Origin of the sequence: Mycobacterium yunnanensis (genome assembly GCF_025823185.1) — a bacterium.
Lineage (GTDB): Bacteria > Actinomycetota > Actinomycetes > Mycobacteriales > Mycobacteriaceae > Mycobacterium > Mycobacterium yunnanensis.
On record NZ_JACKVK010000009.1, the window covers coordinates 18272 to 42157 of the forward strand.

Consider the following 23886-nt stretch of genomic DNA (forward strand, 5'->3'; position numbering starts at 1 on the left):
CGCGCGCAACGGACACGGGTGCGACACCATCGAAGTGGTGGATGCCGAACGCCTGAACCCCGACGGTGACGTCCCCGACACCGGTCTCCCCCGCGAGCTCGCCTCGCGCATGACGATGGCCGAGCAGTACGAGTGGCATCGCGGCTACCTGCGTCGCCACCCGGTGTCCCGCCGAAACTTCCTCGTCGGATCGGCCGCCGCGGCGGCCATCGGCGCCGTCGGCATCTCCCCCTTCGGCGCGCGGGCCTACGCACGAGAGGCGCCGTTGACGGTCGCCAACCGACGCGTGGGTTACGGTGCCGACGCCTCGAGTCAGTTGCGCTTCGCCGCCCAGCTCTCGCGAAATCCCAAGGGCCAGAAGATCTTCGTCGACCACGGGCCAACGGCGGACCTCGGGGCGACCACCCAGGCCGAAGTGCGCAACCTGGTGACCCAGATTCCCGACAGCCGCGGCGGTGTGCTGGCCGCAGAGCAGTTCTACGCCCACGTTCCCGTCGACGGCCTCGCGGGTCGCGCATCGCACTTCTATCGCTGGCGCACCGACGACGGCTTCGTCGGTGACGTCCGCTCGACGTCCACGGCGATGCCGACGGCACGAAACGCATTGGCGCCGTTCCGCTTCACGATGATCGGCGACCAGGGCACCGACGACACCCCGGTGCTGCCCCCTGGCCTGCCGCCCGGGCTGTACGACGACGCCTACTACGCGAGCGACGACGACCCGTCCGCGCCGCACACCGCCAACCTCCTGAACCAGATCATCGCGTCGAGCCCCGACTTTCACGTCCTCGCGGGCGACATCGCCTATGCCGATCCCAGCGGCGCCGGGCTGAAGCCGACGTTCGTGCCCACGAAGTCCGACCCGCCCAAGGGCTTCGACAAGTACAACCCCTTCGTTTGGGACGTCTACCTGGGCTCCATCGAGGCCAGTGCGTCGACTACGCCGTGGATGTTCGCCACCGGGAACCACGACATGGAGGCCGCGTACTCCGACCACGGCTACGGCGGCCACCTGGCGCGGTTGGACTTCCCCGGCAACGGGCCCGCGGCCTGCCCGTCGGCGTACTCGTTCACCTACGGCAACGTCGCGGTGCTCTCCCTGGACGCCAACGACGTCAGCTACGAGATCCGCGCCAACACCGGCTACTCCGGCGGAAGCCAAAACCGTTGGGTGGAACGCACGTTGGCTGCGCACCGGGCCAACCCGAACGTCGACTTCATCGTCTGCTTCTTCCACCATTGCGCGTACTCGACCACCAAGCAACACGCCAGCGACGGCGGCGTCCGCGCGGCGTGGACCGAGCTGTTCGACCGCCATCGGGTCGACCTCGTCCTACAGGGCCACAACCACGTCTTCGAACGCACCGACCCGATCCGGGCCGGCGCTCCAACCACGGTGGCGCCCGACAACGGAACGGTCTACCCGGACACCGACGGCACGGTGTACTACACCGTCGGCAGCGGCGGGCGTCCGCGCTACTCCTTCCAGGACGGTGAGCGCGAAAGTTACCGCGGCAGTGAGCTATCCGACACGTTCGTCCCCAACAGCTACGTGTGGGACGCGGCATCGGGGGCCAAGACCACCGAGGCGGTGGCGTGGTCGCGCGTGCGCTTCGCCAACTACGCCTTCGTCCGCGTCGACGTGCGACCGGGAACGCTGATGAGCGAGATGGACGTCACGGCGGTCGACGAATACGGCCGCGACATCGACAAGCTGACCTACCGCCGTCCCGTGCGCACCTGACGGGTCAACGCGGCAACCCCAGCAGCCGCTCACCGGCGAGATTCAACAGGATCTGTTCGGTGCCACCGGCAATCGACAGGCACCGCGTGTTGAGGAAGTAGCGCACGTCGGGCGAGTCAACGATGCCCGCGCCGTCGCGGGAGTCCATGATCGCCTCGGCGAGGTTCTGGCGGTACCGCACCCCGATCAGCTTGCGCACACTCGACGCGGCACCCGGGTCGTGACCGCCGACCGCCATCTGCGCGATCAACGCATCCAGCAGCGCGCCGACCTGAGCCGCCACGATCAGCACTCCGAGGCGATCGGCCTCGGCGGGGTCGAGGTCGTCGTCGAGCACGTCGAGGAGGTGCTCCATCCCGCGGTCGAGCGCGCCACCGGTGGCGATGGCCACCCGTTCGTTGGCCAGCGTGGTGCGAGCCAAGGGCCAGCCGCCGTCCACCGGGCCGACCACCATCTCGTCGGGCACGAAGAGGTCGTCGAAGAAGACCTCGTTGAAGAGGGCCTCACCGGTGATCTCGCGCAGCGGCCGGATGTCGATGCCCGGCGACTTCATGTCCACCAGGAAGTACGTGATGCCCTTGTGCTTCGGGACGTCCGGGTTCGTCCTGGCCAGGCAGATGCCCCAGTCGGCGCGGTGCGCGTTCGACGTCCACACCTTCTGACCGGTGAGCAACCAGCCTGGCCGTCCATCGCTTCTCGGGTGCGCACCATCGGTTCGAATTGCCTTGGTACGCAACGCCGCCAGGTCCGATCCGGCGCCCGGCTCGCTGAACAGCTGGCACCAGTAGACGTCGCCGTCGAGCGTGCCGGGGATGAACCGCTCGATCTGCTCGTGGCTGCCGTGCCCCAGGATGGTCGGCGCCGCCCACCATCCGATCGAGATGTCGGGCCGCACCACGCCCGCCGCCTCCAGTTCCTGGTCGATGACCAACTGCTGCGCTGGTGAGGCGCCGCGCCCGAAGGGCTCGGGCCAGTGCGGTGCCATCAGGCCTGCCTCGGCCAGCGCGGCCTGACGCTTCTCCTCCGGCAGCGCCGCGATGCCTGCCGCGGTGTCGGCCACCTCGGCCCGGATGTCCTCACCCTCGGTGACGTCGACGTGCAGCCGACGCCGCACCCCGTCGCGCGTCAACCGGGCGCACCGCCGCAGCCACGACGACCGGCCGCCGAGGAACTGGGCGTTGGCGTAGGCGCGCCGCATGTAGAGATGCGCGTCGTGCTCCCAGGTGATGCCGATGCCGCCGAGCACCTGAATGCAGTCGCGGGCGTTGACCTTCTCGGCCTCGATGCCGATCGCCGAGGCTACGGCGGCGGCGATCGACAGCTGGTCGGCGTCCCCCTCGGGTGCCGCACTCGCGGCGTCGGCGGCGGCGACGGCGATCTGTTGTGCGCGCAAGAGCATCTCGGCGCACATGTGCTTGACCGCCTGGAAGCTGCCGATCGGCTTGCCGAACTGCTCGCGCACCTTCGCGTACTCGGTGGCCTCCTCCAGGCACCACCGCGCCAGCCCGGCGGCCTCGGCGGCCAGCAGGGTCGCGGTCAGGTCGACGACCCGCTGGTGCGGCAGGTCGATCCTGGTGGCCGGGGCCGAGGTCAGCTCGACGCGGGCCAGCGGGCGGGAGAAGTCGGTGGCCTGCAGCGGTTCCACCGTCACCCCGGCGGCGGTCGCGTCGACGTGCACCCAGCCGTCGTGGGTCGGCAGCACCAGCAGCCCGTCCACCACCGCACCCAGGACGTACTTCGCCGAGCCGGTGACCGTCGCACCGTCGAAGGCGATGTCGGCACCCAGGGCCACCCCGGCGGTGCGCTGCCCGGAGATGAGCGCGTCGAGGAGTTTCTCGTCGGTGATCACCAGGGTGGCCAGGGCCGTGGTCGCGACCGGGCCTGGCACGAGGGCCGCGGCGGCCTCGTCGACCATCAGACACAGGTCCTCGACGCTGCCGTCCGCACCGCCCAGCTCGTCGGGCACGGCCACCCCGAACGTGCCGAGCGCGGCGAAGCCGTCGTACACCGGCCGCCACGCGTCGGGGTCGCCCGCCTCGACGCCGCGCACCGCCGCGACGGCGCCGGCAGAGGTCGCCCAGTCCCGGACGAGGTCCCGCACGGCAAACTGCTCGTCGGTGATGCTGGTGGACACCGAACCTGTCGAAGCCATCGTCGGGCCCTCCTGGGTCTCGGAGAGAAGACGATGCTTCTCACTAGAACGTGTTCTAATGGTGACACTGTTCGAACGTCAAGTCGACTGGCAACACTGCAGGACAGGTCGGTGACCCGGGGGCACGGAGGTGGGACATTCCTGGTTCGCGTGCGTATCGTTTTCACCTAATGCGTCCTACGAAGGAGATGCCAACCGCATGTCCGGTTCATCCGTGCCAGCAAGCGATCGAGCACCAACCAGCCCGGGGCAAGGGGCGTCGTCGTCGACCGGTCCCCGCCAGGTGACCAAGGTGGCCGTCCTGGCCGAGTCCGAACTTGGCTCCGAAGCGCAGCGCGAGCGGCGCAAGCGCATCCTCGACGCCACCCTCGCCATCGCGTCCAAGGGCGGCTACGAGGCAGTTCAGATGCGTGCGGTCGCCGAGCGCGCCGACGTCGCCGTCGGAACCCTCTACCGGTACTTCCCCTCCAAGGTGCACCTGCTGGTGTCCGCACTGGGCCGGGAGTTCGAACGCATCGACGCCAAGACCGATCGGGCGTCCCTGACGGGCGGAACCCCGTATCAGCGACTCAACATCATGGTCGGAAAGCTCAACCGCTCCATGCAGCGCAACCCCTTGCTCACCGAGGCCATGACGCGGGCATTCGTCTTCGCCGACGCCTCGGCCGCGGGTGAGGTCGATCACGTCGGCAAGCTGATGGACTCGATGTTCGCCCGCGCCATGAGCGACGGCGAGCCCACCGAAGACCAGTTCCACATCGCCCGCGTCATCTCCGACGTGTGGCTGTCCAACCTGCTGGCGTGGCTGACTCGACGCGCCTCGGCCACCGACGTCAGCAAGCGTCTGGATCTCGCGGTGCGACTGCTCATCGGCGACGGGGAGCACCCTAAGATCTGACCCGTGGGTGACCTACCGGCAGACCTCGTCCGCGCCCTCGACGTCGCCGCGGGCGCCGCGCGGCTGCTCGTCGCCTCCGACTTCGACGGCACCCTCGCGCCCCTCGTCGACGATCCCGCCACGGCTCGCCCGCTGCCCCGCGCCGCCGACGCGCTGCGCGCCTTGGCCGAGCTGCCGTCCACTGACGTCGCCCTGGTGTCCGGGCGCGCGCTGGCCACCTTGCGGGCGTACTCCGGCATGCCGTCGAGCGTCCACCTCGTCGGCAGCCACGGCGCGGAATTCGACAGCGGCTTCGCCCTGGAGGTCGACGAGGCGCTGCTGGCGAACATCACCTCCGAACTCGAGGCGATTGCCGCGGACCGCACCGGTGTGACGGTCGAGCCCAAACCCGCCAGCGTGGCGATCCACGTCCGCAACGCCTCGCCCTCCGACGGTGAGGCGGTGCTGGACGCGGCCCGCGCGGTGGGCGTCGCCTCGGGCGTCGAGATCACCGCGGGCAAGGACGTGCTCGAATTCGCCGTCATCACCACCGACAAGGGTGAGGCGGTCGACGTCATTCGCGCGCAGACCGACGCCACGGTTGCGGTGTTCTTCGGCGACGACGTGACCGACGAGAAGGCGTTCCGGCGGATGGTCGGGGACGACGTCGGCGTGAAGGTGGGCCCCGGCGAGACGCTGGCCGCCTACCGGGTCGACTCGCCCCAGGACGTCGCGGAGTCGCTGCACCACCTGCTCGAGCGTCGGCGAGGCTAGGCCGGCGGGCCCGAGGTACGGCCGCGCACCAACTCGGTGTCGAGGATCTCCACGACGGGGAGCCCCGATCGCGGCGGGGTGTGCAGCAATTCCCCTGCCCGGCGGCCCTTCTCGACGCTCGGTTGCTTGACCGTCACCAGCCCGCGCGCCAAGGCGTCTGGCACGCCGTCGAATCCGGTGACGGTCATCTGCCCCGGCACGTAGATGCCCCGCCCCCGCAGATAGTCCATCGCCGAGAGCGCCAGGACGTCGGTGGTGCACATCAGCGCGGTGATGCGCGGGTTGATCTCCAACGCGACCTCGGCCGCCGCGCCGCCCGAGGTGGGCAGGTGTTCGCGGCTCTCCACGACGGTCAACGAATCAGGCTGCAGGCCATGGGCTTCCATCGCCTCGAGCGTTCCGCGGATGCGTTCCCGCTGAACGTAGAAGTGCGGGTTGTCCATCCGCTGGACGTCGGCCTCGGCAGCCTGGGCGTCACCGTGCGGCCATTCGCGTCCCAGGCGCATCGTCAACACGCCGATGTGGCGGTGGCCGAGTCCGATCACGTGCTCGGCCACGCCGCGCATCGCGGCCCGGTCGTCGATGCCGATGCTCGACGCGTCCGGGACGTCGCGAGGTTGGTCGACGACCACGATTGGGAGCGCTCGCTGGGCGAGCACCTGCAGATAGGGGTCGTCGTCTGAGGCCGAGTAGACGACGAACCCGTCGACGCCTGCGGACAGCACGGCGGCGGTGCCGTCACTCACGCTGCGGTTGGGGCCTGCGGCGACCAGCAGGAGTCCCTGTCCGACCGCCTCACACGATTCGGCCAGCCCCGCCACGAAGTCCAAGGCCGCCGGGTCCCGGAACGAGTAGTTGAGCGGCTCGGTGAGGATCAGGCCGACGGCGCCCGCCCGGCGGGTCCTTAGCGATCGGGCGACGGGATCGGGTCCGGCGTAGCCCAGCTGCTTGGCCGTGGCCAGCACGCGCTCGCGGAGGTCGGCGGAGAGCTGATCCGGCCGGTTGTAGGCATTGGAGATGGTGGTGCGCGAGACCTTCAATTCGGCGGCCAGCGACGCCAGGGTTGCGCGCCGGCGTGGCGCTGGTCCTCTGGACATGGAGTATGACGCTAGCGGATTCGGCGCAGTTCACACCGTCGACTGGGCTGCGTGGCGCACGCTGGTAATGACTCGCACGGTGCCGCCCATGACGTCGGAGACGTAGACGGTACGGCCGTCGCGGCTCGCGGCGATCAGTCCGGGCTGAATGCCGACCCCGACGTTCTCGACGGTTCGGTTGGTGGCGACGTCGACGACGGTGACGGTGCCGCAGTGAATGTTGCTCAGGTACAAGCGATCACCACGCACGACCATGTCGACCGGCGCTGCATCCGGTGGGATCGCGTCCAGGGCACGGGTCTTGGGGTCGACGTCGACCGCGGTGGTGGTGGACCGGTCGACGACGGTGAGTGCGTTGGTGGCCACGTTGACGACGTACAGCCGCTTGCCGACGACGGCGGCGTAGTACGGGTAGCCGGCCGTCTCGGCGCCCTCGGCCGTGTTGGTGGTCGAGTCGAGCACCGCGACGGTGCCGCCGCCGTAGTTGGTGACGTAGACGCGGTCGGCCGTGGCGGCCAGTGCGAAGGGGTCGCCGCCGACGGGGATGCGGACCAGTTCGGTGTTGTCGGCCAAGTCGATTACCGACACCGTGCCCGCGAGATCGGCCACGTAGAGGTGGTCGGCGGTGGCCTCGAGGCCGAACGGGTTGGCCCCCACGTGCACGACGTCGACGACGGCGTTGGTCCGCGAGTCGATCACCGACACCGTGCCGTCGTCGGCGTTGCCGACGTAGAGCATTCGGCCACTGGCCGCCATCGCGAAGGGCATGCCGCCAACCTCGACCGAACCCACGACCGATCTGGTCGGCGCGTCGACCACCTTCACCGAGCCGTTGCCCGCGGCGTCGTCGGAACCGTTGAGGACGTAGAGCCGGTCCCCGATGACCGCCATGCCGTAGGTCAGGCCCGAGCCGACGTCGATGGTCCCGGTCACGACGGCTTCAGCCGGGTCGACGGGGGCCTCGACGTCGACCGTCCGACCGTCGGACGTGCCGACGGCGAACGTCACGACGCCGGCGCCCAGCTGCAGATGCGTCGCCAGGCGGGCGGCGGGGGTGGGGGTGAAGGTCCACTGCCCGGAGTCGGGGTCGACGGTGGCGGCGCCCACCCGCGGGTCCAGATGGCCGACCAACGCATGGGTCGGCGAGCCGTCCGGCTCGGAGCCGCCGAGGTCGACGTGCCCCTGCACGCGCCCCGTCGTCCGGTCGACCCCGTCGACCACCGCCCGGGGAGCTGCCGGGTCGGCAAGCACCATCTCGGTCTGCCTGGGCGCCGCGACCGGGGACCGTCCTCGTCCCACGGGGACACCCTCGGATTGGCGCCGCACCCACGCGAGGACCACCCAAAGCGTGGGGGCGTCGACCGGGCTGCCGGGCACCGGGACCACCAACGGCGCCAAGGCCGCGGCGAGGATGCCGGTGAAGGTCGCCACCGGTTCGGGCGCAGGCCCGTCGTCGGTGGGCGTCGCGGCCGGCGGTCGGGCGGCGACGAGGACCGGTTCGGCGGCGCCGCCTACGGTCGACGAATGGTCACCGGCGCCCGACGGCGTTCCGTTGGCAGCCGCCAGGAGCGAGATCGTCGTGCGGGCAGGCGTCGACGACGTCGACGCGAGCACGTCGTCGACGATTCCGGCGCGGACCACGTCCCCCGACGGTGCCGCCACACCTCGCGCGGCGACGCGGGTCTCGGTGACGGCTACCGCCGGCTCGACGGGCTCGACCGCCGAGACCGACTGGGCGGCGACCGGGGTCGTCGTGGCCGGGGCCGACGTCGTCGTCGCGGTGGAGGTCGACGCACTGGAGGTCGACGCACTGGAGGTCGACGCCGTGGACGAACCCCCCGCCGACGAATCGCCCACCGTCGTCGCCTCGGGGTGACCGGGATCGGTGCCGTAGAGGACGGAGGTCAGCGCGCCGCCCGAACTCTGAATGGAGACCCCGGGCGCCGGGTCGAACGACGACGTCGTCGACCCGGAGGCCTGGCCGGGGCCCGACGACACGTCAGACCCCGACCCGGCAACGACGGAGCCCGCCCCCATAGGTGGTGCCGACCCCCCAGACGACACCACCTCGGACCCCGTCTTCGAGCCCGGGTCCCCCGATCCCGGACTCTCGACCTGCGACGCGCCGCCCGGGTCGGCCGACGGATCGGCCAGCGCGATGCCCGGGTGGATCATCGCGACCGAGCCGAATCCGACGGCGGCCGCGAGGGCCCCCGCGCACCGGAGGCGTTTCACCTTGCTCACCGCCGATGCCCCTCGCCGCTTCGCGCCCGACGTTGTCCTTACGACGTCGTCTGTCACGATGATCGTCCCCGACGGCCCGTGGTCGCATCGGGGATTCCCCTATGGTTCTGGGTTCGTCGACCCCATGTGCGGTGCCTTTGCCCGAGGAGCGGCCCATGCCCTAACATTTTGGAAACGATTTTCATTTGTACAGGGAGTTCACGCGTGCGTCGTCGCCACCTCGTCCGATCCACGTTGCCGCTGGCCGTCGCCGTCGCCGTTGCCGTGACCGTGCTCGGCGCATCGGCGTGCGGAAGTCCCGCCACTGGCGACAAGAGCCACCCGACCGTCGTCGCCTCCACCGACGTGTGGGGCAGCATCGCCACCGCGGTGGCGGGCGACCATGCAACGGTTCATTCCATCCTGACCAGCGCCTCGGCCGACCCGCACTCCTACGAGGCCACCGCGTCGGACGCCGCCGCCATGGCCGATGCCACCCTGGTCGTCTACAACGGCGGCCACTACGACCAATGGGCCGATGACGTGCTGCTCGCCCACCCGGACGTCACCACCGTCGACGCCTACTCGCTGACCGCGAAGCCATCCGACGGCCAACCCGCCAACGAGCACGTGTTCTACGACCTCGCGACGGCCAAGGCCGTGGCGGCGAGCATCGCCGACCACCTCGCGACCGACGACCCCGCCAACGCGAGCACCTACCGCGCCAACGCGGCCTCCTTCGGTGCCCAGGCGGACGCGATCGCCGAGTCCGAGCGCGCGATCGGGCGTAAGCACCCCGGCGTCGCCGTCGTCGCGACCGAACCCGTCGCGCACTACATGCTGGCCACCGCCGGCATCGCCGACCGCACCCCCGCATCCTTCGCCAGCGCCGTGGAGGAGGGGGACGACCCCGCGCCCGCCGACGTCGCCGCGATGCTCGACCTGATCACCGCGCATCGGGTGTCGGCAGTGGTGCTCAACCGGCAGACCGAGACACCCGTGACCAACCAGATCCAAGACGCCGCCCGTACGTCGGGCGTCCCCGTCATCACCGTCGACGAGACGCTGCAGGACGGCCTGGACTACCTCGGCTGGCAGCGGCGTACCGCCGCGGAGTTCGCCGACCAATTGGACCGCGCCCCGGCCGTGGCGGGATGACGGTCGTCGAGCTGGCCGACGCCCACCTCGCGTTCGGCGACCGCGTGCTGTGGGCCGGCCTGACCCTCGACGTGCGGGCCGGTGAGTTCATCGCGGTCCTCGGCCCCAACGGCACGGGCAAGACCTCTCTGTTGAAGGTGCTTCTCGGACAGATGCCGCTCAGCGGCGGCACCGCCACCGTCACCGGACGAATTGGCTATGTGCCACAACATCGTTCGATGGACGGCAACCTGACGCTGCGCGGACGCGATCTGGTGGGCCTCGGCTACGACGGCCACCGGTGGGGCCTGACCGGACCCCGCCAGCGCGCCGCCAAGAGGGACGTCGTCGCCACCGCACTGCAGCAGGTCGACGGCGTTCACCTCGGGGATCTGCCGGTCGGGGTGATGTCGGGCGGTGAACTCCAGCGCGTGCGCATCGCCCAGTCCCTGGCCACCGACCCCGCCCTGCTGCTGTGCGACGAGCCACTGCTCAACCTCGATCCGGCCAACGCCCGGCTGATCTCCGCGCTCATCGACCAGCGGCGCCGCGAGGCCGGGACCGCGGTCCTGTTCGTCACCCACGAGGTCAACCCCGTGCTGCCCTACGTCGACCGGGTGCTCTATCTGGTCGACGGTCGCTTCCGCGTCGGCACCGTCGCCGAGGTGATGACGTCGGAGACCCTCTCCGAGCTCTACCGCGCCGACGTCCAGGTCGTGAAGATCGGCGAGCAGTACGTCGTCGTGGGCGAGCACTGCGAGACCCCGCACGACAACTCGGAGCACGCGAGCGGACATCACCATGACTGACCGGCTGACCGAACTGCTCTCGCAGCTGTTCGCCTTCGACGTCACCGTGGACCTGTTGCGGCGCGACTTCGTGCAGCAAGCGCTGCTCGCGGCGGCCCTGCTGGCGCTGCTGGCCGGTGCGATCGGACCGTTCATCGTCATGCGGCAGATGTCCTTCGCCGTGCACGGCTCCAGCGAACTGTCCCTGACCGGTGCGTCGTTCGCCTTGCTCACCGGGCTCAACGTCGGCCTCGGCGCGCTCGTCGGAAGTGCCTTGGCCGCAGTGCTGTTCGGCTTCCTCGGACAACGGACCCGCGAGCGGGATTCCGCGATCGGCGTCGTGCTCGCCTTCGGCCTTGGCCTTGCGGTGCTCTTCATCCACCTCTACCCGGGGCGCACGGGAACCAGCTTCGCCCTGCTGACGGGACAGATCGTCGGCGTCGGCTACTCGGGTCTGGCGCTTCTGAGCGTGATCACCGTCCTGGTGGCGGCCGTCCTCGCGGTGAGCTACCGCCCGCTGCTGTTCGCGACCGTCGACCCCGAGGTGGCGGCGGGCCGCGGCGTACCCGTGCGCGCACTAGGCATCGTCTTCGCCGCGCTGGTCGGCGTCGCGGCCGCCCAGGGCGTGCAGATCGTCGGCGCCCTTCTCGTGATGTCTCTGCTCATCACCCCCGCCGCTGCGGCGGCCCGCATCTTCACCTCACCGCCGGCGGCCATCGTCGCCTCCGTGGTGTTCGCCGAGATCTCCGCGGTCGGGGGCATCCTGCTCTCCCTGGCCCCCGGGGTGCCCGTCTCGGTGTTCGTGACCACGATCTCGTTCGCAATCTTCCTGGCCTGCTGGGCGATCGGCAGCCGCCGTCGCGTCAGCCGCCCGTAGCGACCGGGCGCGCCGGTTCTCCCGACCACTGCGACCACGATCCAGGGAACAGCGCCGCGTCCACCCCGACGACCGCCAGCGCCGCGACCGTCACCGCGGCGGTGACGCCCGACCCGCAATACGCCCCCGCCGTGGCGCCAAGCGCGTCGGCCAACTCCGTCGTCGGGCGGAACCGGCCGTCGGCGTCGAGCAACGACGTACTCGGCACGTTGACGGCACCGGGGATGTGACCGGCGACGGGGTCCACCGGCTCGACCTCGCCCCGGAAGCGCTCCGGCGCCCGCGCGTCGGCCAACCGGGAGCCGAGGGCCGCGGCGTCGTCAGCGCTCAGGGTCGGCAGCGCGCCTGCGTAGAGATCGTGATGGGCCAGGACGACGTCACCCGGCTCCGGGCGCACGACTCCGGTCTCCAGCGGTCCCGTCCACGCGGGTAGGCCTCCGTCGAGGATGCGCACGTCGGCCAAGCCCGCCGCCTTCAGCACCCACCAGGCCCGCGCCGACCCCGCCCGGTTCCAGTCGTCGTAGACCACCACCGCGCCGCCGTCCCGGATGCCCCACCGCCGCGCCGCGGCCTGCAGTGCGGCGCCCGACGGCAGTGGGTGTCTACCCCGGCCCGTGACGCCGTGATCGCTCAACTCGTCGTCCAGGGCGACGTACACCGCGCCGGGGACGTGGCCCGACTCGTAGGCCGCCCGGCCGTCGGGTGCGTCCAGCCGCCACCGCACGTCCAGGATCCTCGGCGGTGTGCCGGAGGCGATCAGTTCGTCGAGTTCGCTTGCCGTGACCAGTACCTCGGATCTCACCCGCTTGAACGTACGCTGACCGGCGTGGCCGAGCAGCACGCGTTCAGCGCGACGGAGAGACGGGCCGTGTACCGGGTCATCGCCGAGCGGCGCGACATGCGGCGCTTCGTCCCGGGTGAGGTTCCAGAGGACGTCCTGGCTCGGTTGCTGGCCGCGGCCCACGCCGCGCCAAGCGTCGGATTGATGCAGCCGTGGCGATTCATTCGCATCACCGACACCGCCCTGCGGCACCGGATCCACGACCTCGTCTCCGACGAACGGGGGCGCACCGCGGCGGCGCTGGGGCCCCGGGGTGAGGAGTTCCTGCGCCTGAAGGTCGAGGGCGTGCTGGACTGCGCCGAGTTGCTGGTCGTCGCACTTCGGGACGGGCGGGACGGGCACGTCTTCGGCCGCCGCACCCTGCCACACATGGACCTTGCCTCGGTGTCATGCGCCATCCAGAACCTGTGGCTGGCCGCCCGCGCAGAGGGCCTCGGCATGGGGTGGGTGTCGATCTTCGACCCGGACCGCCTCGGCGCGCTGCTCGCCATGCCCGACGACGCCCAACCGGTCGCCATCCTGTGCCTGGGTCCCGTCCCAGATTTTCCCGACCGGCCCGCACTCGAGATCGACGACTGGACGCACGCGCGCCCGCTCGGTGAATTCGTCGCCGAGAACGGCTGGGGATCCACGGCACCCGCCGTAGGCTCGACGACGTGTCCACCGTGACCGTCGACCTCAACGCCGACCTCGGCGAAGGCTTCGGGGTGTGGACACTCGGTGACGACGACGCCATGCTCGAGGTCGTCACCAGTGCCAACGTGGCGTGCGGATTCCACGCCGGTGATCCGGCCGGCTTGCTGCGGGTGTGCCGCGCCGCGGCCCGACGCGGCGTGCGGATCGGCGCACAAGTCGCCTACCGCGACCTCGCCGGGTTCGGCAGACGCTACGTCGACGTGACCGCCGAGGACCTCACCGCCGACGTGATCTACCAGATTGGCGCCCTGCAGGCCCTGGCCACCGCCGCCGGGTCCAGCGTCAGCTACGTGAAACCCCATGGGGCGCTGTACAACACGATCGTCGGCGACGAGGGCCAAGCGGTCGCCGTCGCCGCGGCCGTGCACGCCGTCGACCCGGGCCTGCCCGTACTCGGCCTGACCGGTTCGGCGTTCTTCGCCGCCGCCGACGCTCTGGGCCTGCGAACCGTCTCCGAGGCCTTCGCCGACCGCGCCTACCAGCCCGACGGCACCCTGGTCTCCCGGCGCGAGCCGGGCGCCGTTCTCACTGACGCCGACGCCATCGCGGCCCGGGTGTCGTCGATGGTGGGCCTCGGGACGGTCGAGGCCGTCGACGGGTCGACCGTGGCGATCGCGGCCGAATCGGTGTGCGTGCACGGTGATTCACCCGGTGCGGTCCGGAGCGCGACGGCCGTGCGCGACCGTCTCGGCGCCGACGGCGTCACCCTGCGAGCGTTCACCCGATGAGGCTCAAACTCGGCAGGCCGGACCTCGCCGCCTACCGCGAGCTCTTCGACCAACCCCCCGCCACCGCGTCCTCGCCGCTGACCGTGACCTGGGCCGGCGTCACCACACTGCTGGTCGACGACGGCGAATCCGCCCTCATGACCGACGGATTCTTCTCCCGCCCAAGCCTTCTCGCGGTGGGCACCCGAAGCATCGCCCCGTCGGTGGCTCGGATCGACGGCTGCCTGGCCCGCCTGAACGTCGACCGCCTCGAGGCGGTCCTCCCCGTCCACACCCACTTCGACCACGCCATGGACTCCGCGGTGGTGGCCCAGCGCACCGGGGGCAGGCTGGTTGGCGGCACCTCGGCGGCACACCTGGGTCGCGGCGCGGGCCTGCCCGACGACCGACTCACCGTCGCCACCTCCGGTGAGCCGATCTCGTTGGGAGCGTTCGAGGTAACACTCGTCGAGGGTTCGCACTGCCCGCCCGACCGCTTCCCCGGCGTCGTCGACGCACCCGTCGTCCCGCCGGTGCGTGCCTCGGCTTACCGATGCGGCGAAGCGTGGTCGACGCTGATTCACCATCGGCCGTCCGGGCGACGCCTGCTGGTCGTCGGCAGCGCCGGGTTCGTGCCCGGCGCGCTGCGCGGCAGGCGGGCCGACGTGGTCTACCTCGGCGTCGGGCAACTGGGCCTGCAACCCGAACGATACGTCGTCGACTACTGGCAGGAGGCGGTCCGCGCGGTCGGCGCACGCCGCGTCGTCGTCATCCACTGGGACGACTTCTTCCGGCCGTTGCACGAGCCGCTGCGGGCGCTGCCGTATGCCGCCGACGACCTCGACGCGTCGATGCGAACTCTGTCCAGGCTCGCTGCCGAAGACGGCGTGGCACTGCACTTTCCGACGGCGTTCGAACGCGCCGACCCGTGGACCTGACCATGGCCTGCCGAATCTGACGTGTTCGGGACGCCGGGTATGGGACCGGACCGCATCGGTCGGGGTGCGGTAGTTTGCTCGAAATGCCCTCACGCCAGTCGTTGCGCGCGCTGGACGCCGTCAACTTCTTCCTCGCCGACGTCCGCGACGGACTGGGGCCCTATCTCGCGATCTACCTCCTCGCGGTGCGCGGTCCCGAGCACGGGTGGAACGAGGCGACCGTCGGAACGGTGATCACGATCGCCGGCATCGTCGGATTGCTCTCCCAAACACCGGCGGGGATTCTCATCGACCGCGTGAAGAACCGGCGCGCGATCATCGTCGTCGCCGCCCTGGCAGTCACCGTCAGCTCGGTGGTACTGCCCTTCGTCAGTGGCTTCGCCCTGATCGCCGTCAGCCAGTCGGTGGCCTCGCTCGCCGCGGCGGTCTTCGCACCGGCCATCGCCGCGGTCACCCTCGGCCTGATGGGCCCGAAGATGTTCGCGCCAAGGGTCGGTCGCAACGAGGCCTTCAACCACGCGGGCAACGCCACCGCCGCCGGCGTCGCCGCGCTGCTGGCCTGGTCGATGGGCCCGGTCGTGGTGTTCTGGCTGATGGGTGTGCTGGCCGTGCTCAGCGTCGTGGCCACCATGCGCATCCGCGGCGACGAGATCGACGACGACCTAGCCCGCGGCCTCACCCCCGACGACGACGGCGGCGCGTCCGTCGGCGCGTGGACGACGCTGGTGACCAACCGTCCGCTGCTGATCTTCGCGATCATCGCCTTCACGTTCCATCTGGCCAACGCGGCGATGCTCACCTCGGTGAGCCAACTGCTGACCCGCGTGGTCGGCAAGGACAGCGCCACGTCTCTGGTTGCGCTGTGCATCCTGGCCGCCCAACTGGTGATGGTGCCAGTGGCGATCGTCGTGGGACGCAAGGCCGACGGCTGGGGCCGAAAACCGATCTTCCTGGTGGCGTTCGCGGTACTCACGCTGCGCGGCCTGCTCTACACCGTGTCGGACAACGCGGCCTGGCTGCTGGCCGTGCAGGCCCTCGACGGCATCGGCGCGGGCATCTTCGGAGCGCTGTTCCCGATCGTCATCGCCGACCTCACCCGCGGATCGGGGCGGTTCAACGTCGCACAGGGCGCCGTCGCGACCGTGCAAGGCCTCGGCGCGTCGCTCAGCGCGACGGTGGCGGGCTTCGTCATCGTCGCCGAGGGCTACACGATCGCGTTTTGGACGCTGGCCGCCATCGCGGCCGTGGGTCTGGTGCTCTACGCCCGGTTCATGCCCGAGACCAAGCAGACGGCTAGCGCCGCTGCCTAGCGATCTCGGCCAGCACCACACCGGCGGCGACGGAGGCGTTCAGGGATTCCGTCGGCCCGGCCATCGGGATCGAGACGATTGCGTCGCAGTTCTCCCGCACCAAGCGTGAGAGTCCCTTGCCCTCGGAGCCCACCACCACGACCATCGGCACGGTGGCGTCGAGCTCGTCGAGCTGGGTGTCACCACCGGCGTCGAGACCCACCACCTGCAGACCCTCGTCGGCCCAGCTCTTCAGCGTCCTGGTGAGGTTGGTGGCGCGCCCGACGCGCAGTCGCGCCGCCGCACCCGCGCTGGTCCGCCACGCGACCGCCGTCACCGACGCCGAGCGGCGCTGCGGAATCAGCACACCGTGGCCGCCGAACGCGGCCACCGACCGCACGATTGCCCCGAGATTCCTGGGGTCGGAGATGTTGTCCAACGCCACCAGAAGCGCCGGCGTGGAATCGGCCCTGGCCGCCCGCAGCAGATCGTCGGGATGGGCGTAGTCGTACGGCGGCACCTGCAGGGCGATGCCCTGGTGCAGCCCGTTCGCGCTGATGCGGTCGAGGTCGTGCTTCTGCACCTCGAGGATGGCGATGCCCTTGTCCGCAGCACGCTGCACCGACTCGGTAAGCCGCTCGTCGGACTCGGTGCCGAGGACCACCCACAGCGCCGTGGCAGGCACACCGGCGCGCAGGCACTCCAGGACGGGGTTGCGGCCCAGCACGACCTCGGTCTCGTCGGTCTTCTTGTGCCGCCCCTGATCCTTGCGGGCCGCAGCCGCCGCGCGCTTGCCGGCGGGGTGGTGCGGTCGCGCGCTGGCCGGCGGGGTGGCGCCCTTGGCCTCCAGCCCGCGCCTGCGCACGCCGCCCGAACCGGTCGTCGGCCCCTTCTTGGTGCCCGCCTTGCGGACCGCGCCGCGCCGTTGGGAGTTGCCTGCCATTACTTGTTGCTCCCGTCGCCGAGCTCCCACTGAGGTCCGTCGGCGGTGTCGGTGACGACGATGCCCGCCGCCTTGAGTCGATCGCGAATCTCGTCGGCCTTCGCCCAGTCTCGCTGCTCACGGGCCTCCGCGCGACCCGCCAGGGCCCAATGGACGAGCTCGTCGATGGCGGCGAGCGCAGCCGACGTCTCGTCGCGCGACTCCCACCGCTCGTCGAGCGGGTCGCAGCCGAGGATGCCCATCATCGCCCTGATGGATCTGGCGTGCGTCATCGCCGTGTCGTGGTCGCCGGTGTCCAGCGCGCGGTTGCCCTCGGCCCGCGCGGCGTGCACCTCGGCCAGCGCAGTCGGGACCGCCAGGTCGTCGTCAAGTGCCGCGCCGAACTTCTCGGTCCAGTCGCCGGGCACCACGGTGCCCACCCGATTGCGCACCCGGTGCAGGAAGTCCTCGATGCCGGTGTAGGCCTTGACCGCGTCCTGTAGCGCCGTCTCGGAGAACTCCAGCATCGACCGGTAATGCGCGGAGCCGAGGTAGTAGCGCAGCTCGGCGGCCCGAACCCGTTGCAGGACAGCCGGAATCGACAACACATTGCCCAGGGACTTGCTCATCTTCTCGCCACCCATGGTGACCCAGCCGTTGTGCATCCAGTACTGGGCGAAGCCGTCGCCAGCGGCCCGTGCCTGGGCGATCTCGTTCTCGTGGTGCGGGAACACCAGATCCATGCCACCGGCGTGGATGTCGAATGCGGGGCCGAGGTACTCCTCGCACATCGCGACGCATTCCGTGTGCCACCCGGGCCGACCGGGACCCCACGGCGTCGGCCACGACGGTTCACCGGGTTTGGCGCCCTTCCACAGGGTGAAGTCCCGCGGATCGCGCTTGCCGGTGGCGACGCCCTCACCCTGGTGGACGTCGTCGATGCGATGGCCGGAGAGCTGGCCGTACTCGGGGTAGCTCAGCACGTCGAAGTAGACGTCGCCGTCACCCGTATAGGCGTGGCCGCCCGTCAGCAGGCGCTCGATCAACTCGACCATCTGGGTGATGTGGCCGGTGGCGCGCGGCTCGGCGGACGGCGGCAGCACGCCGAGCGAGTCGTAGGCCGAGCTGAAGGCGCGCTCGAAGGTCGCCGCCCACTCCCACCAGGGTCGGCCGGCGTCGGCGGCCTTGGTGAGGATCTTGTCGTCGATGTCGGTGACGTTGCGGATGAACGCGACGTCGAAACCCTTGGCCGTCAGCCATCGACGGAGCACGTCGAACGCGACGCCGCTGCGGACGTGGCCGATGTGGGGCAAGCCTTGAACGGTGGCGCCGCACAGATAGATCGACGCGTGTCCGTCACGAAGGGGCACGAAATCGCGCACCACACCCGTCATGGTGTCGTGAATTCGCAGGGGCGCAACGGTCACGACGGGCCAGCTTACCGGCCCGTCAGTGCTCAACAGTCATCCTTGCTCGTCTGTGGTCAACAGGGCCGTCGCGATTGCGGCCAGCCCTTCCCCGCGCCCGGTCAAGCCGAGCCCGTCGGTGGTGGTCGCCGACACCGACACCGGCGCGTCGAGCAACCCGGACAACACGCGTTGCGCCTCGGCGCGGCGTGGACCGATCTTGGGCCGATTGCCGATCACCTGGACCGCGGCGTTGACGACTCGGAAGCCTTCGTCGCGCAAGAGTCCGTGCACGTGGCGCAGCATGTCGGCACCGCCAACACCACGCCACTCCGGACGGTCGGTGCCGAAGACCGAACCCAGGTCGCCGAGACTGGCTGCGCTGAGCAGGGCGTCGCACAATGCGTGCGCGGCGACGTCCCCGTCGGAGTGCCCAGCACAACCGTCGGCATCTTCGAACGACAGGCACAGCAGCCAACACGGCCGCCCTGCCTCGATCGGGTGTACGTCGGTCCCAAGACCGATCCTGATGTTCATCGAACCAGGCCGCACCTCGAGGCGCGGCGCGACGTCAGGACGCGGCGGCCAGAACCTCGTCGAGGATGGTTTCGGCCTTCTCCTCGTCGGTGTTCTCGGCCAGGGCCAGCTCGCCGACCAGGATCTGCCGGGCCTTGGCCAGCATGCGCTTCTCGCCCGCGGACAGCCCACGCTCCTGATCGCGACGCCACAGGTCACGCACGACCTCGGCGACCTTGTTCACGTCACCGGAGGCCAGCTTCTCCAGGTTGGCCTTGTACCGACGCGACCAGTTGGTCGGCTCCTCGGTGTGGGGCGCGCGCAGCACCTGGAAGACCTTGTCCAAACCTTCTTGTCCGACGACGTCGCGGACGCCGACGTACTCGGCGTTGTCCGCGGGAACTCGGACGGTGAGATCGCCCTGCGCAACCTTCAAGACGAGGTATTCCCTCTGCTCGCCCTTGATGGTTCGGCTTTCGATCGCCTCGATCAATGCAGCACCGTGATGTGGATAGACAACGGTGTCTCCGACCTTGAAAATCATCAGATTAGAGCCCCTTTCACAACCCAATGTTAGCACGGGGCTACGACGGGTGTTGCGCAACGTTGCAGGTCAGGGGCACCGCGGGTGACAACTAGGGGTTGACACGGCCAGGAATCCGTGCAACGCGCAGATCACTGGGCAACCCCGGGCCGCCCATCGGCGCACCCTGGGGACGCGTCCTCGGCGAGGGCCGAGACCCCGTCTCCTGGCAGTTCGACGAGCCCTCGCCTACCGCCCCTCGCCGGCACCTACTACTCTGCATAGTCGACACTCGGGATGCACGTCACCGTCGTCCCGTCGCCAAGCAGGAGGCTGCAGTGACCCTCTCGACATCGCGGACTTCCGTGGTCGCACTGGCGGCGTGCGGCCTGTCCGCCGCCGTCGTCCTGTCCGGTTGCGGCGCGGGCCAGATCTCGCAGACCGCGTCGCAGCAGCCGGCCGTCAACGGAACCCTCGCCTGGGTCGGCGACCCCACCTCGGGCATCGCGCTGCGCAACGTCCATCTGCGCGCACCGCAGACCTCCGACTTCGTCCGGCCCGGCGACCAGGCCGAAGTGCTGTTCGTGGCGGTCAACGAGTCCGCCGAGAACGAGGATCGGCTGGTGTCGATCACGTCCGACATCGGCACCGTGAGCCTCACCGGCGACCTCCGCGTGCCCGCTGGCGGCACCCTGATCGTCGGGACGCCCGACGGTGTGCCCAGTGCGCTAGACGCCACGGAGGGCGCCGACACGGCCGAGGCCGTGGTCCGGTTGACCAAGCCGATCACCAACGGCATCAACTACCCGTTCACGTTCACGTTCCAGCGGTCGGGCCAGACTCAGGTCAACGTCCCGATCTCGGCAGGCGAGGCCCCGCGGCGCGAGGCCGCCGTCGAGGCAGGCGCCGAGACCGACACGGGCGGTCACTGACCTTCAGCGCGGCCGATCTGTCGGTGCGGACCGATACGGTCGACACGTGGCAAAGGTCGGTTCCAAGGCTCGTTCGCAGCACCGCTGTTCGGAGTGCCAGCACGTCACCGCGAAATGGGTCGGGCGCTGCCCCGATTGCGGTAGTTGGGGCACCGTCGACGAGATCCCGATGCTCACCCCGATCTCCGGTGGGGTCGCCAACCGCGCGGTGGCACCCAGTTCGCCCGCCGTTCCGATCAGTTCGATAGATCCTGGCGTCACCCGACACGTGAGCACCGGCGTCGACGAACTCGACCGGGTGCTCGGCGGCGGTCTGGTCCCCGGTTCCGTGACGCTGCTGGCGGGCGAGCCGGGCGTCGGGAAGTCGACGCTGCTGCTCGAGGTCGTCCATCGCTGGGCGCGGTCCGGTCGGCGCGCCCTGTACCTGTCCGGCGAGGAGTCCGCCGGACAAATTCGGCTCCGCGCCGAACGCACCGGCTGCACCCACGACGAGGTGTTCCTGGCCGCGGAGTCCGACCTGCAGACCGCGCTCGGCCACATCGAACAGGTACGACCGTCGCTCATCGTCGTCGACTCGGTGCAGACGATGTCGACCACCGAGGCCGACGGCGTCACCGGTGGCGTCACCCAGATCCGCGCGGTCACCACCGCGTTGACCTCGCACGCGAAGGCTGCCGGATCCAACGGGGCGGCGATCATCCTCGTCGGCCACGTCACCAAGGAGGGAGCGATCGCCGGCCCTCGGTCCCTCGAGCACCTCGTCGACGTCGTGATGCACTTCGAGGGTGACCGGGCCTCGGCGCTGCGCATGGTGCGCGGGGTCAAGAACCGCTTCGGCGCGGCCGACGAGGTCGGTTGTTTCCTGTTGCACGACAACGGAATCGAGGGCGTCGCCGACCCGTCGGGGTTGTTCCTCGACCAGCGTCCGGCACCGGTGCCTGGAACGTCGGTGACGGTGACCCTCGACGGCAAGCGGCCGCTCATCGGTGAGGTCCAGGCACTGATCGGTTCCGCATCCGCGGGCAATCCGCGGCGGGCGGTCAGCGGCATCGACTCGGCCCGCGCGGCGATGATCACCGCGGTGCTGGAGAAGCGCGCGCACCTCAACGTCGGACAAAACGACATCTACCTCTCGACGGTCGGCGGCATGCGCCTGACCGATCCGTCGTCGGATCTGGCGGTGGCCCTGGCAATCGCCTCGGCCTACGCCGACATCCCGATGCCGACGACGGTGGTGGCCATCGGCGAGGTCGGCCTCGCCGGCGACCTGCGCCGGGTGACGGGCATGGACCGACGCCTGGCCGAGGCTGCGCGGCTGGGGTTCACGTGCGCGGTGGTGCCGCCGGGGGTGACGGACGTGCCTGCCGGTCTGGCCGTGCAGTCGGCCGACAACATCTCGGGCGCCTTGCGGGTGCTGAGGAACATCTCCGACAATGTGAGGGACAATGGCGGCCGACGCTAGGAGTGGTGATGGCCGTGAAGGCTGCCAGGGGCGGACGCGGCAACGTCGTCCAGCTTGCTCGACCGACGCTGCGTGAGACCCTCGGGCAGCTCGCACCGGGCACCGCGCTGCGCGACGGTCTGGAACGCATCCTGCGTGGCCGGACCGGTGCCCTGATCGTGCTTGGCTTCGACGACTCGGTCGAGGCCATCTGCGACGGCGGCTTCGCACTGGACATCGCCTACGCGCCGACGCGGTTGCGCGAGCTGTCGAAGATGGACGGCGCGGTCGTGCTGTCCAGCGACGGCACCCGCATCCTGCGCGCCAACGTCCAGCTCGTCCCCGATCCCTCGATCCCGACCGACGAGTCGGGCACGCGGCACCGCTCCGCCGAGCGCACTGCCGTGCAGACCGGTTATCCCGTTGTCTCCGTAAGCCATTCGATGAGCATCGTCACGGTCTACGTGGCGGGCGAACGACACGTGGTGCCCGATTCGGCGACCATCCTGTCGCGGGCCAACCAGACGATCGCCACCCTGGAGCGCTACAAGACGCGCCTCGACGAGGTCAACCGGCAGCTGTCCACGGCCGAGATCGAGGACTTCGTCACGCTGCGCGACGTCATGACGGTGGTGCAGCGCCTCGAGATGGTGCGTCGCATCAGCCTCGAGATCGACGCCGACGTGGTCGAACTGGGCACCGACGGCCGTCAGCTCAAACTGCAGCTCGAGGAGCTCGTCGGAGACAACGACACCGCCCGCGAGCTGATTGCCAGGGATTACCACGCCAATCCGGACCCGCCCTCGACCGCGCAGGTCCTCGCGACGCTGGACGAGCTCGACACCCTCAGCGACAACGAGCTCCTCGACTTCACCGCCCTGGCACGGGTCTTCGGCTATCCCTCGACGCTCGAGGCGCAAGACTCGGCCATGAGCTCCCGGGGATACCGCGCGATGGCCGGCATCCCACGGCTGCAGTTCGCCCACGTGGACCTGCTGGTCCGGTCCTTTGGGTCGCTCCAGGGCGTGCTGGCGGCAAGTGCGAACGATCTGCAGTCGGTGGACGGCATCGGGTCGATGTGGGCCAGGCACATTCGTGAGGGACTGTCCCAGCTGGCCGAGTCGACGATCGCCGACCAGCTCGCCTGAGCTGAGCCTTCGACGCCGCGTGACTAGTTGCCGGCGGGCGCGGGTGCGGGCACCTCTGGCGGGGGCGCGTCGGTGGGAGCCGGGGGCGCCTCGCCGGCAGGCACGTTGGCCGGCGCGGCCAAGGTGAACGGCACCGTCGCCGACCGCAGGTTGCCCAACTGGACCACCAGGTTGTAGGTGCCGGGACCGATCGGCTGGCGAGGGAGCGGGCAGTTGGCGGCCGAGCCCATTCCGGTCCAGGTGACCTCGGTGGTGACCTGCTCACCGGGGTTGAACTGCTTGACCAGGGTCTCGTTGGACGGCGCGCAGTCGAGGTTGGACCACAGGCGGTTGTTGTCCAGGCCGTACACGTAGGCCGCCAGCACCGCGGCGCCGACGTCGCGCTTGCAGGCCACCAGGCCGATGTTGGTGACGACCATCGTGAACTTCGGCTGATCACCGACGACGTAGTTCGGCTGGTTGGTGATGCCCTTGACCGCGAGGGTCGAGTCGGGGCAGTCGTCGCCCTCCTTGAGCACCGGCGGCGGCACGACGGCCGACGCAGGGGTCGGAGTCGGCGACGGCGACTGCTGAGCCGGCGGCAGGATCGGGGTCTTGACCTCGGGATTCGCGCCGGGAAGCTGCGTCGCCGCGGGGGTCGCCGTCGTGGACGGCTGCGTGGCGGTCGAGTCTCCGCCGGTGCTGTTGGAGAACACCACCACCGAGATTGCGATGACGATGACGAGGGCCAGTGCCCCGACGCCGATCGCGAGGAACCGTCTCCGCCGGTAGATCTCCGGCGGCAGCGGGTGATGCGGTTCAGTTTCCAGCACGAATCTACGGTAAGGCCAGCTCACACCTAGCCGTCTGACCTCGCCC

22 protein-coding genes are annotated in these 23886 nt (G+C 70.2%); 13 read left to right on the plus strand and 9 right to left on the minus strand.

Annotated features, from left to right (window positions below; translation table 11 throughout):
• Positions 1-109: 109 nt before the first annotated feature.
• The gene (locus H7K45_RS17030; protein WP_263997517.1) at positions 110-1744 is read left to right on the plus strand and encodes a metallophosphoesterase; all 1635 of its coding nucleotides are present in this window, start codon (positions 110-112) and stop codon (positions 1742-1744) included.
• Between the two features lie 4 nt (positions 1745-1748).
• On the opposite strand, the gene H7K45_RS17035 is transcribed toward H7K45_RS17030, so the two are convergent.
• Complete coding sequence (locus H7K45_RS17035; RefSeq protein WP_263997073.1) at positions 1749-3896, minus strand: acyl-CoA dehydrogenase family protein; 2148 nt, start codon at positions 3894-3896, stop codon at positions 1749-1751.
• A 292-nt stretch (positions 3897-4188) separates the two neighbouring features.
• Here H7K45_RS17035 and kstR point away from each other — a divergent pair, with 292 nt between their 5' ends.
• The gene (gene kstR / locus H7K45_RS17040) at positions 4189-4794 is read left to right on the plus strand and encodes a cholesterol catabolism transcriptional regulator KstR (protein ID WP_263997519.1); all 606 of its coding nucleotides are present in this window, start codon (positions 4189-4191) and stop codon (positions 4792-4794) included.
• 3 nt (positions 4795-4797) lie between these two features.
• The gene (otsB, locus tag H7K45_RS17045; protein WP_263997074.1) at positions 4798-5547 is read left to right on the plus strand and encodes a trehalose-phosphatase; all 750 of its coding nucleotides are present in this window, start codon (positions 4798-4800) and stop codon (positions 5545-5547) included.
• Here otsB and H7K45_RS17050 read toward each other — a convergent pair.
• Together H7K45_RS17050 and H7K45_RS31535 are read right to left on the minus strand one after the other, a co-directional pair.
• Positions 5544-6644, minus strand: coding sequence for an Rv3575c family transcriptional regulator (locus H7K45_RS17050; RefSeq protein WP_263997075.1), 1101 nt, complete (start codon positions 6642-6644; stop codon positions 5544-5546). The genes otsB and H7K45_RS17050 overlap by 4 nt on opposite strands.
• A gap of 30 nt (positions 6645-6674) precedes the next feature.
• Complete coding sequence (locus H7K45_RS31535) at positions 6675-8879, minus strand: hypothetical protein (protein ID WP_263997076.1); 2205 nt, start codon at positions 8877-8879, stop codon at positions 6675-6677.
• A gap of 213 nt (positions 8880-9092) precedes the next feature.
• Between H7K45_RS31535 and H7K45_RS17060 the strand changes: the two genes are divergently transcribed.
• Genes H7K45_RS17060 through H7K45_RS17070 form a run of 3 tightly spaced genes read left to right on the plus strand, consistent with a single transcriptional unit; the run spans position 9093 to position 11669 of the window.
• On the plus strand, positions 9093-10025 hold the full coding sequence (locus tag H7K45_RS17060) for a metal ABC transporter solute-binding protein, Zn/Mn family (RefSeq protein ID WP_372512567.1): 933 nt from the start codon (positions 9093-9095) through the stop codon (positions 10023-10025).
• Positions 10022-10813: a metal ABC transporter ATP-binding protein gene (locus tag H7K45_RS17065; RefSeq protein WP_263997077.1), complete on the plus strand. Its 792-nt coding sequence runs from the start codon at positions 10022-10024 to the stop codon at positions 10811-10813. Before H7K45_RS17060 ends, H7K45_RS17065 begins: the two co-directional genes overlap by 4 nt.
• Positions 10806-11669, plus strand: coding sequence for a metal ABC transporter permease (locus H7K45_RS17070; RefSeq protein ID WP_263997078.1), 864 nt, complete (start codon positions 10806-10808; stop codon positions 11667-11669). The genes H7K45_RS17065 and H7K45_RS17070 overlap by 8 nt, the downstream gene beginning before the upstream one ends.
• Here the strand turns inward: H7K45_RS17070 and H7K45_RS17075 are convergent.
• Positions 11656-12471, minus strand: a complete 816-nt coding sequence (locus H7K45_RS17075) for a sulfurtransferase (protein ID WP_263997079.1) — start codon at positions 12469-12471, stop codon at positions 11656-11658. The two genes, H7K45_RS17070 and H7K45_RS17075, sit on opposite strands and share 14 nt — an antisense overlap.
• Positions 12472-12495: 24 nt before the next feature.
• Here H7K45_RS17075 and bluB point away from each other — a divergent pair, with 24 nt between their 5' ends.
• The 4 genes from bluB to H7K45_RS17095 all read left to right on the plus strand — a co-directional run bounded on the left by bluB (position 12496) and on the right by H7K45_RS17095 (position 16161).
• The gene (gene bluB, locus H7K45_RS17080; protein ID WP_372512569.1) at positions 12496-13179 is read left to right on the plus strand and encodes a 5,6-dimethylbenzimidazole synthase; all 684 of its coding nucleotides are present in this window, start codon (positions 12496-12498) and stop codon (positions 13177-13179) included.
• A complete protein-coding gene (locus H7K45_RS17085; protein WP_263997080.1) occupies positions 13167-13934 on the plus strand; it encodes a LamB/YcsF family protein in 768 nt (255 codons plus the stop codon). Before bluB ends, H7K45_RS17085 begins: the two co-directional genes overlap by 13 nt.
• Entirely contained in the window at positions 13931-14851 is a 921-nt protein-coding gene (locus tag H7K45_RS17090) for an MBL fold metallo-hydrolase (RefSeq protein ID WP_263997082.1), read from the plus strand. Before H7K45_RS17085 ends, H7K45_RS17090 begins: the two co-directional genes overlap by 4 nt.
• Before the next feature lie 83 nt (positions 14852-14934).
• Entirely contained in the window at positions 14935-16161 is a 1227-nt protein-coding gene (locus H7K45_RS17095; protein WP_263997083.1) for an MFS transporter, read from the plus strand.
• Here the strand turns inward: H7K45_RS17095 and rlmB are convergent.
• The 4 genes from rlmB to carD are packed head-to-tail and all read right to left on the minus strand — an operon-like array spanning position 16145 to position 19528.
• Positions 16145-17083, minus strand: coding sequence for a 23S rRNA (guanosine(2251)-2'-O)-methyltransferase RlmB (gene rlmB, locus H7K45_RS17100; RefSeq protein ID WP_263997084.1), 939 nt, complete (start codon positions 17081-17083; stop codon positions 16145-16147). The genes H7K45_RS17095 and rlmB overlap by 17 nt on opposite strands.
• The gene (gene cysS / locus H7K45_RS17105; RefSeq protein WP_263997085.1) at positions 17083-18489 is read right to left on the minus strand and encodes a cysteine--tRNA ligase; all 1407 of its coding nucleotides are present in this window, start codon (positions 18487-18489) and stop codon (positions 17083-17085) included. Before cysS ends, rlmB begins: the two co-directional genes overlap by 1 nt.
• A 36-nt stretch (positions 18490-18525) precedes the next feature.
• Complete coding sequence (gene ispF / locus H7K45_RS17110; protein WP_263997086.1) at positions 18526-19005, minus strand: 2-C-methyl-D-erythritol 2,4-cyclodiphosphate synthase; 480 nt, start codon at positions 19003-19005, stop codon at positions 18526-18528.
• A gap of 34 nt (positions 19006-19039) precedes the next feature.
• Positions 19040-19528, minus strand: a complete 489-nt coding sequence (carD, locus tag H7K45_RS17115) for an RNA polymerase-binding transcription factor CarD (protein WP_149481142.1) — start codon at positions 19526-19528, stop codon at positions 19040-19042.
• 317 nt (positions 19529-19845) lie between these two features.
• Here carD and H7K45_RS17120 point away from each other — a divergent pair, with 317 nt between their 5' ends.
• The 3 genes from H7K45_RS17120 to disA are packed head-to-tail and all read left to right on the plus strand — an operon-like array spanning position 19846 to position 23028.
• Positions 19846-20439 carry a copper chaperone PCu(A)C domain-containing protein gene (locus H7K45_RS17120; RefSeq protein ID WP_263997087.1) on the plus strand — a complete coding sequence of 198 codons (594 nt, stop codon included), beginning with the start codon at positions 19846-19848 and terminating at the stop codon, positions 20437-20439.
• Positions 20440-20485: 46 nt separating this feature from the next.
• On the plus strand, positions 20486-21901 hold the full coding sequence (radA, locus tag H7K45_RS17125; protein WP_263997088.1) for a DNA repair protein RadA: 1416 nt from the start codon (positions 20486-20488) through the stop codon (positions 21899-21901).
• Between the two features lie 8 nt (positions 21902-21909).
• On the plus strand, positions 21910-23028 hold the full coding sequence (gene disA, locus H7K45_RS17130) for a DNA integrity scanning diadenylate cyclase DisA (protein ID WP_263997089.1): 1119 nt from the start codon (positions 21910-21912) through the stop codon (positions 23026-23028).
• Between the two features lie 23 nt (positions 23029-23051).
• Here disA and H7K45_RS17135 read toward each other — a convergent pair whose 3' ends face one another.
• Positions 23052-23840, minus strand: coding sequence for a hypothetical protein (locus H7K45_RS17135; RefSeq protein WP_263997090.1), 789 nt, complete (start codon positions 23838-23840; stop codon positions 23052-23054).
• Positions 23841-23886: the final 46 nt, after the last annotated feature.

What these genes read in the sequence shown, in the direction of transcription:
- H7K45_RS17065 (WP_263997077.1), top strand. Translation starts at nt 10,022, where the DNA reads ATGACGGTCGTCGAGCTGGCCGACGCCCACCTCGCGTTCGGCGACCGC.
- rlmB (WP_263997084.1), bottom strand. Translation starts at nt 17,083, where the DNA reads ATGGCAGGCAACTCCCAACGGCGCGGCGCGGTCCGCAAGGCGGGCACC.
- disA (WP_263997089.1), top strand. Translation starts at nt 21,910, where the DNA reads ATGGCCGTGAAGGCTGCCAGGGGCGGACGCGGCAACGTCGTCCAGCTT.
- carD (WP_149481142.1), bottom strand. Translation starts at nt 19,528, where the DNA reads ATGATTTTCAAGGTCGGAGACACCGTTGTCTATCCACATCACGGTGCT.
- H7K45_RS17090 (WP_263997082.1), top strand. Translation starts at nt 13,931, where the DNA reads ATGAGGCTCAAACTCGGCAGGCCGGACCTCGCCGCCTACCGCGAGCTC.
- H7K45_RS17095 (WP_263997083.1), top strand. Translation starts at nt 14,935, where the DNA reads ATGCCCTCACGCCAGTCGTTGCGCGCGCTGGACGCCGTCAACTTCTTC.
- H7K45_RS17030 (WP_263997517.1), top strand. Translation starts at nt 110, where the DNA reads ATGACGATGGCCGAGCAGTACGAGTGGCATCGCGGCTACCTGCGTCGC.
- ispF (WP_263997086.1), bottom strand. Translation starts at nt 19,005, where the DNA reads ATGAACATCAGGATCGGTCTTGGGACCGACGTACACCCGATCGAGGCA.
- H7K45_RS17070 (WP_263997078.1), top strand. Translation starts at nt 10,806, where the DNA reads ATGACTGACCGGCTGACCGAACTGCTCTCGCAGCTGTTCGCCTTCGAC.
- H7K45_RS17035 (WP_263997073.1), bottom strand. Translation starts at nt 3,896, where the DNA reads ATGGCTTCGACAGGTTCGGTGTCCACCAGCATCACCGACGAGCAGTTT.
- H7K45_RS17050 (WP_263997075.1), bottom strand. Translation starts at nt 6,644, where the DNA reads ATGTCCAGAGGACCAGCGCCACGCCGGCGCGCAACCCTGGCGTCGCTG.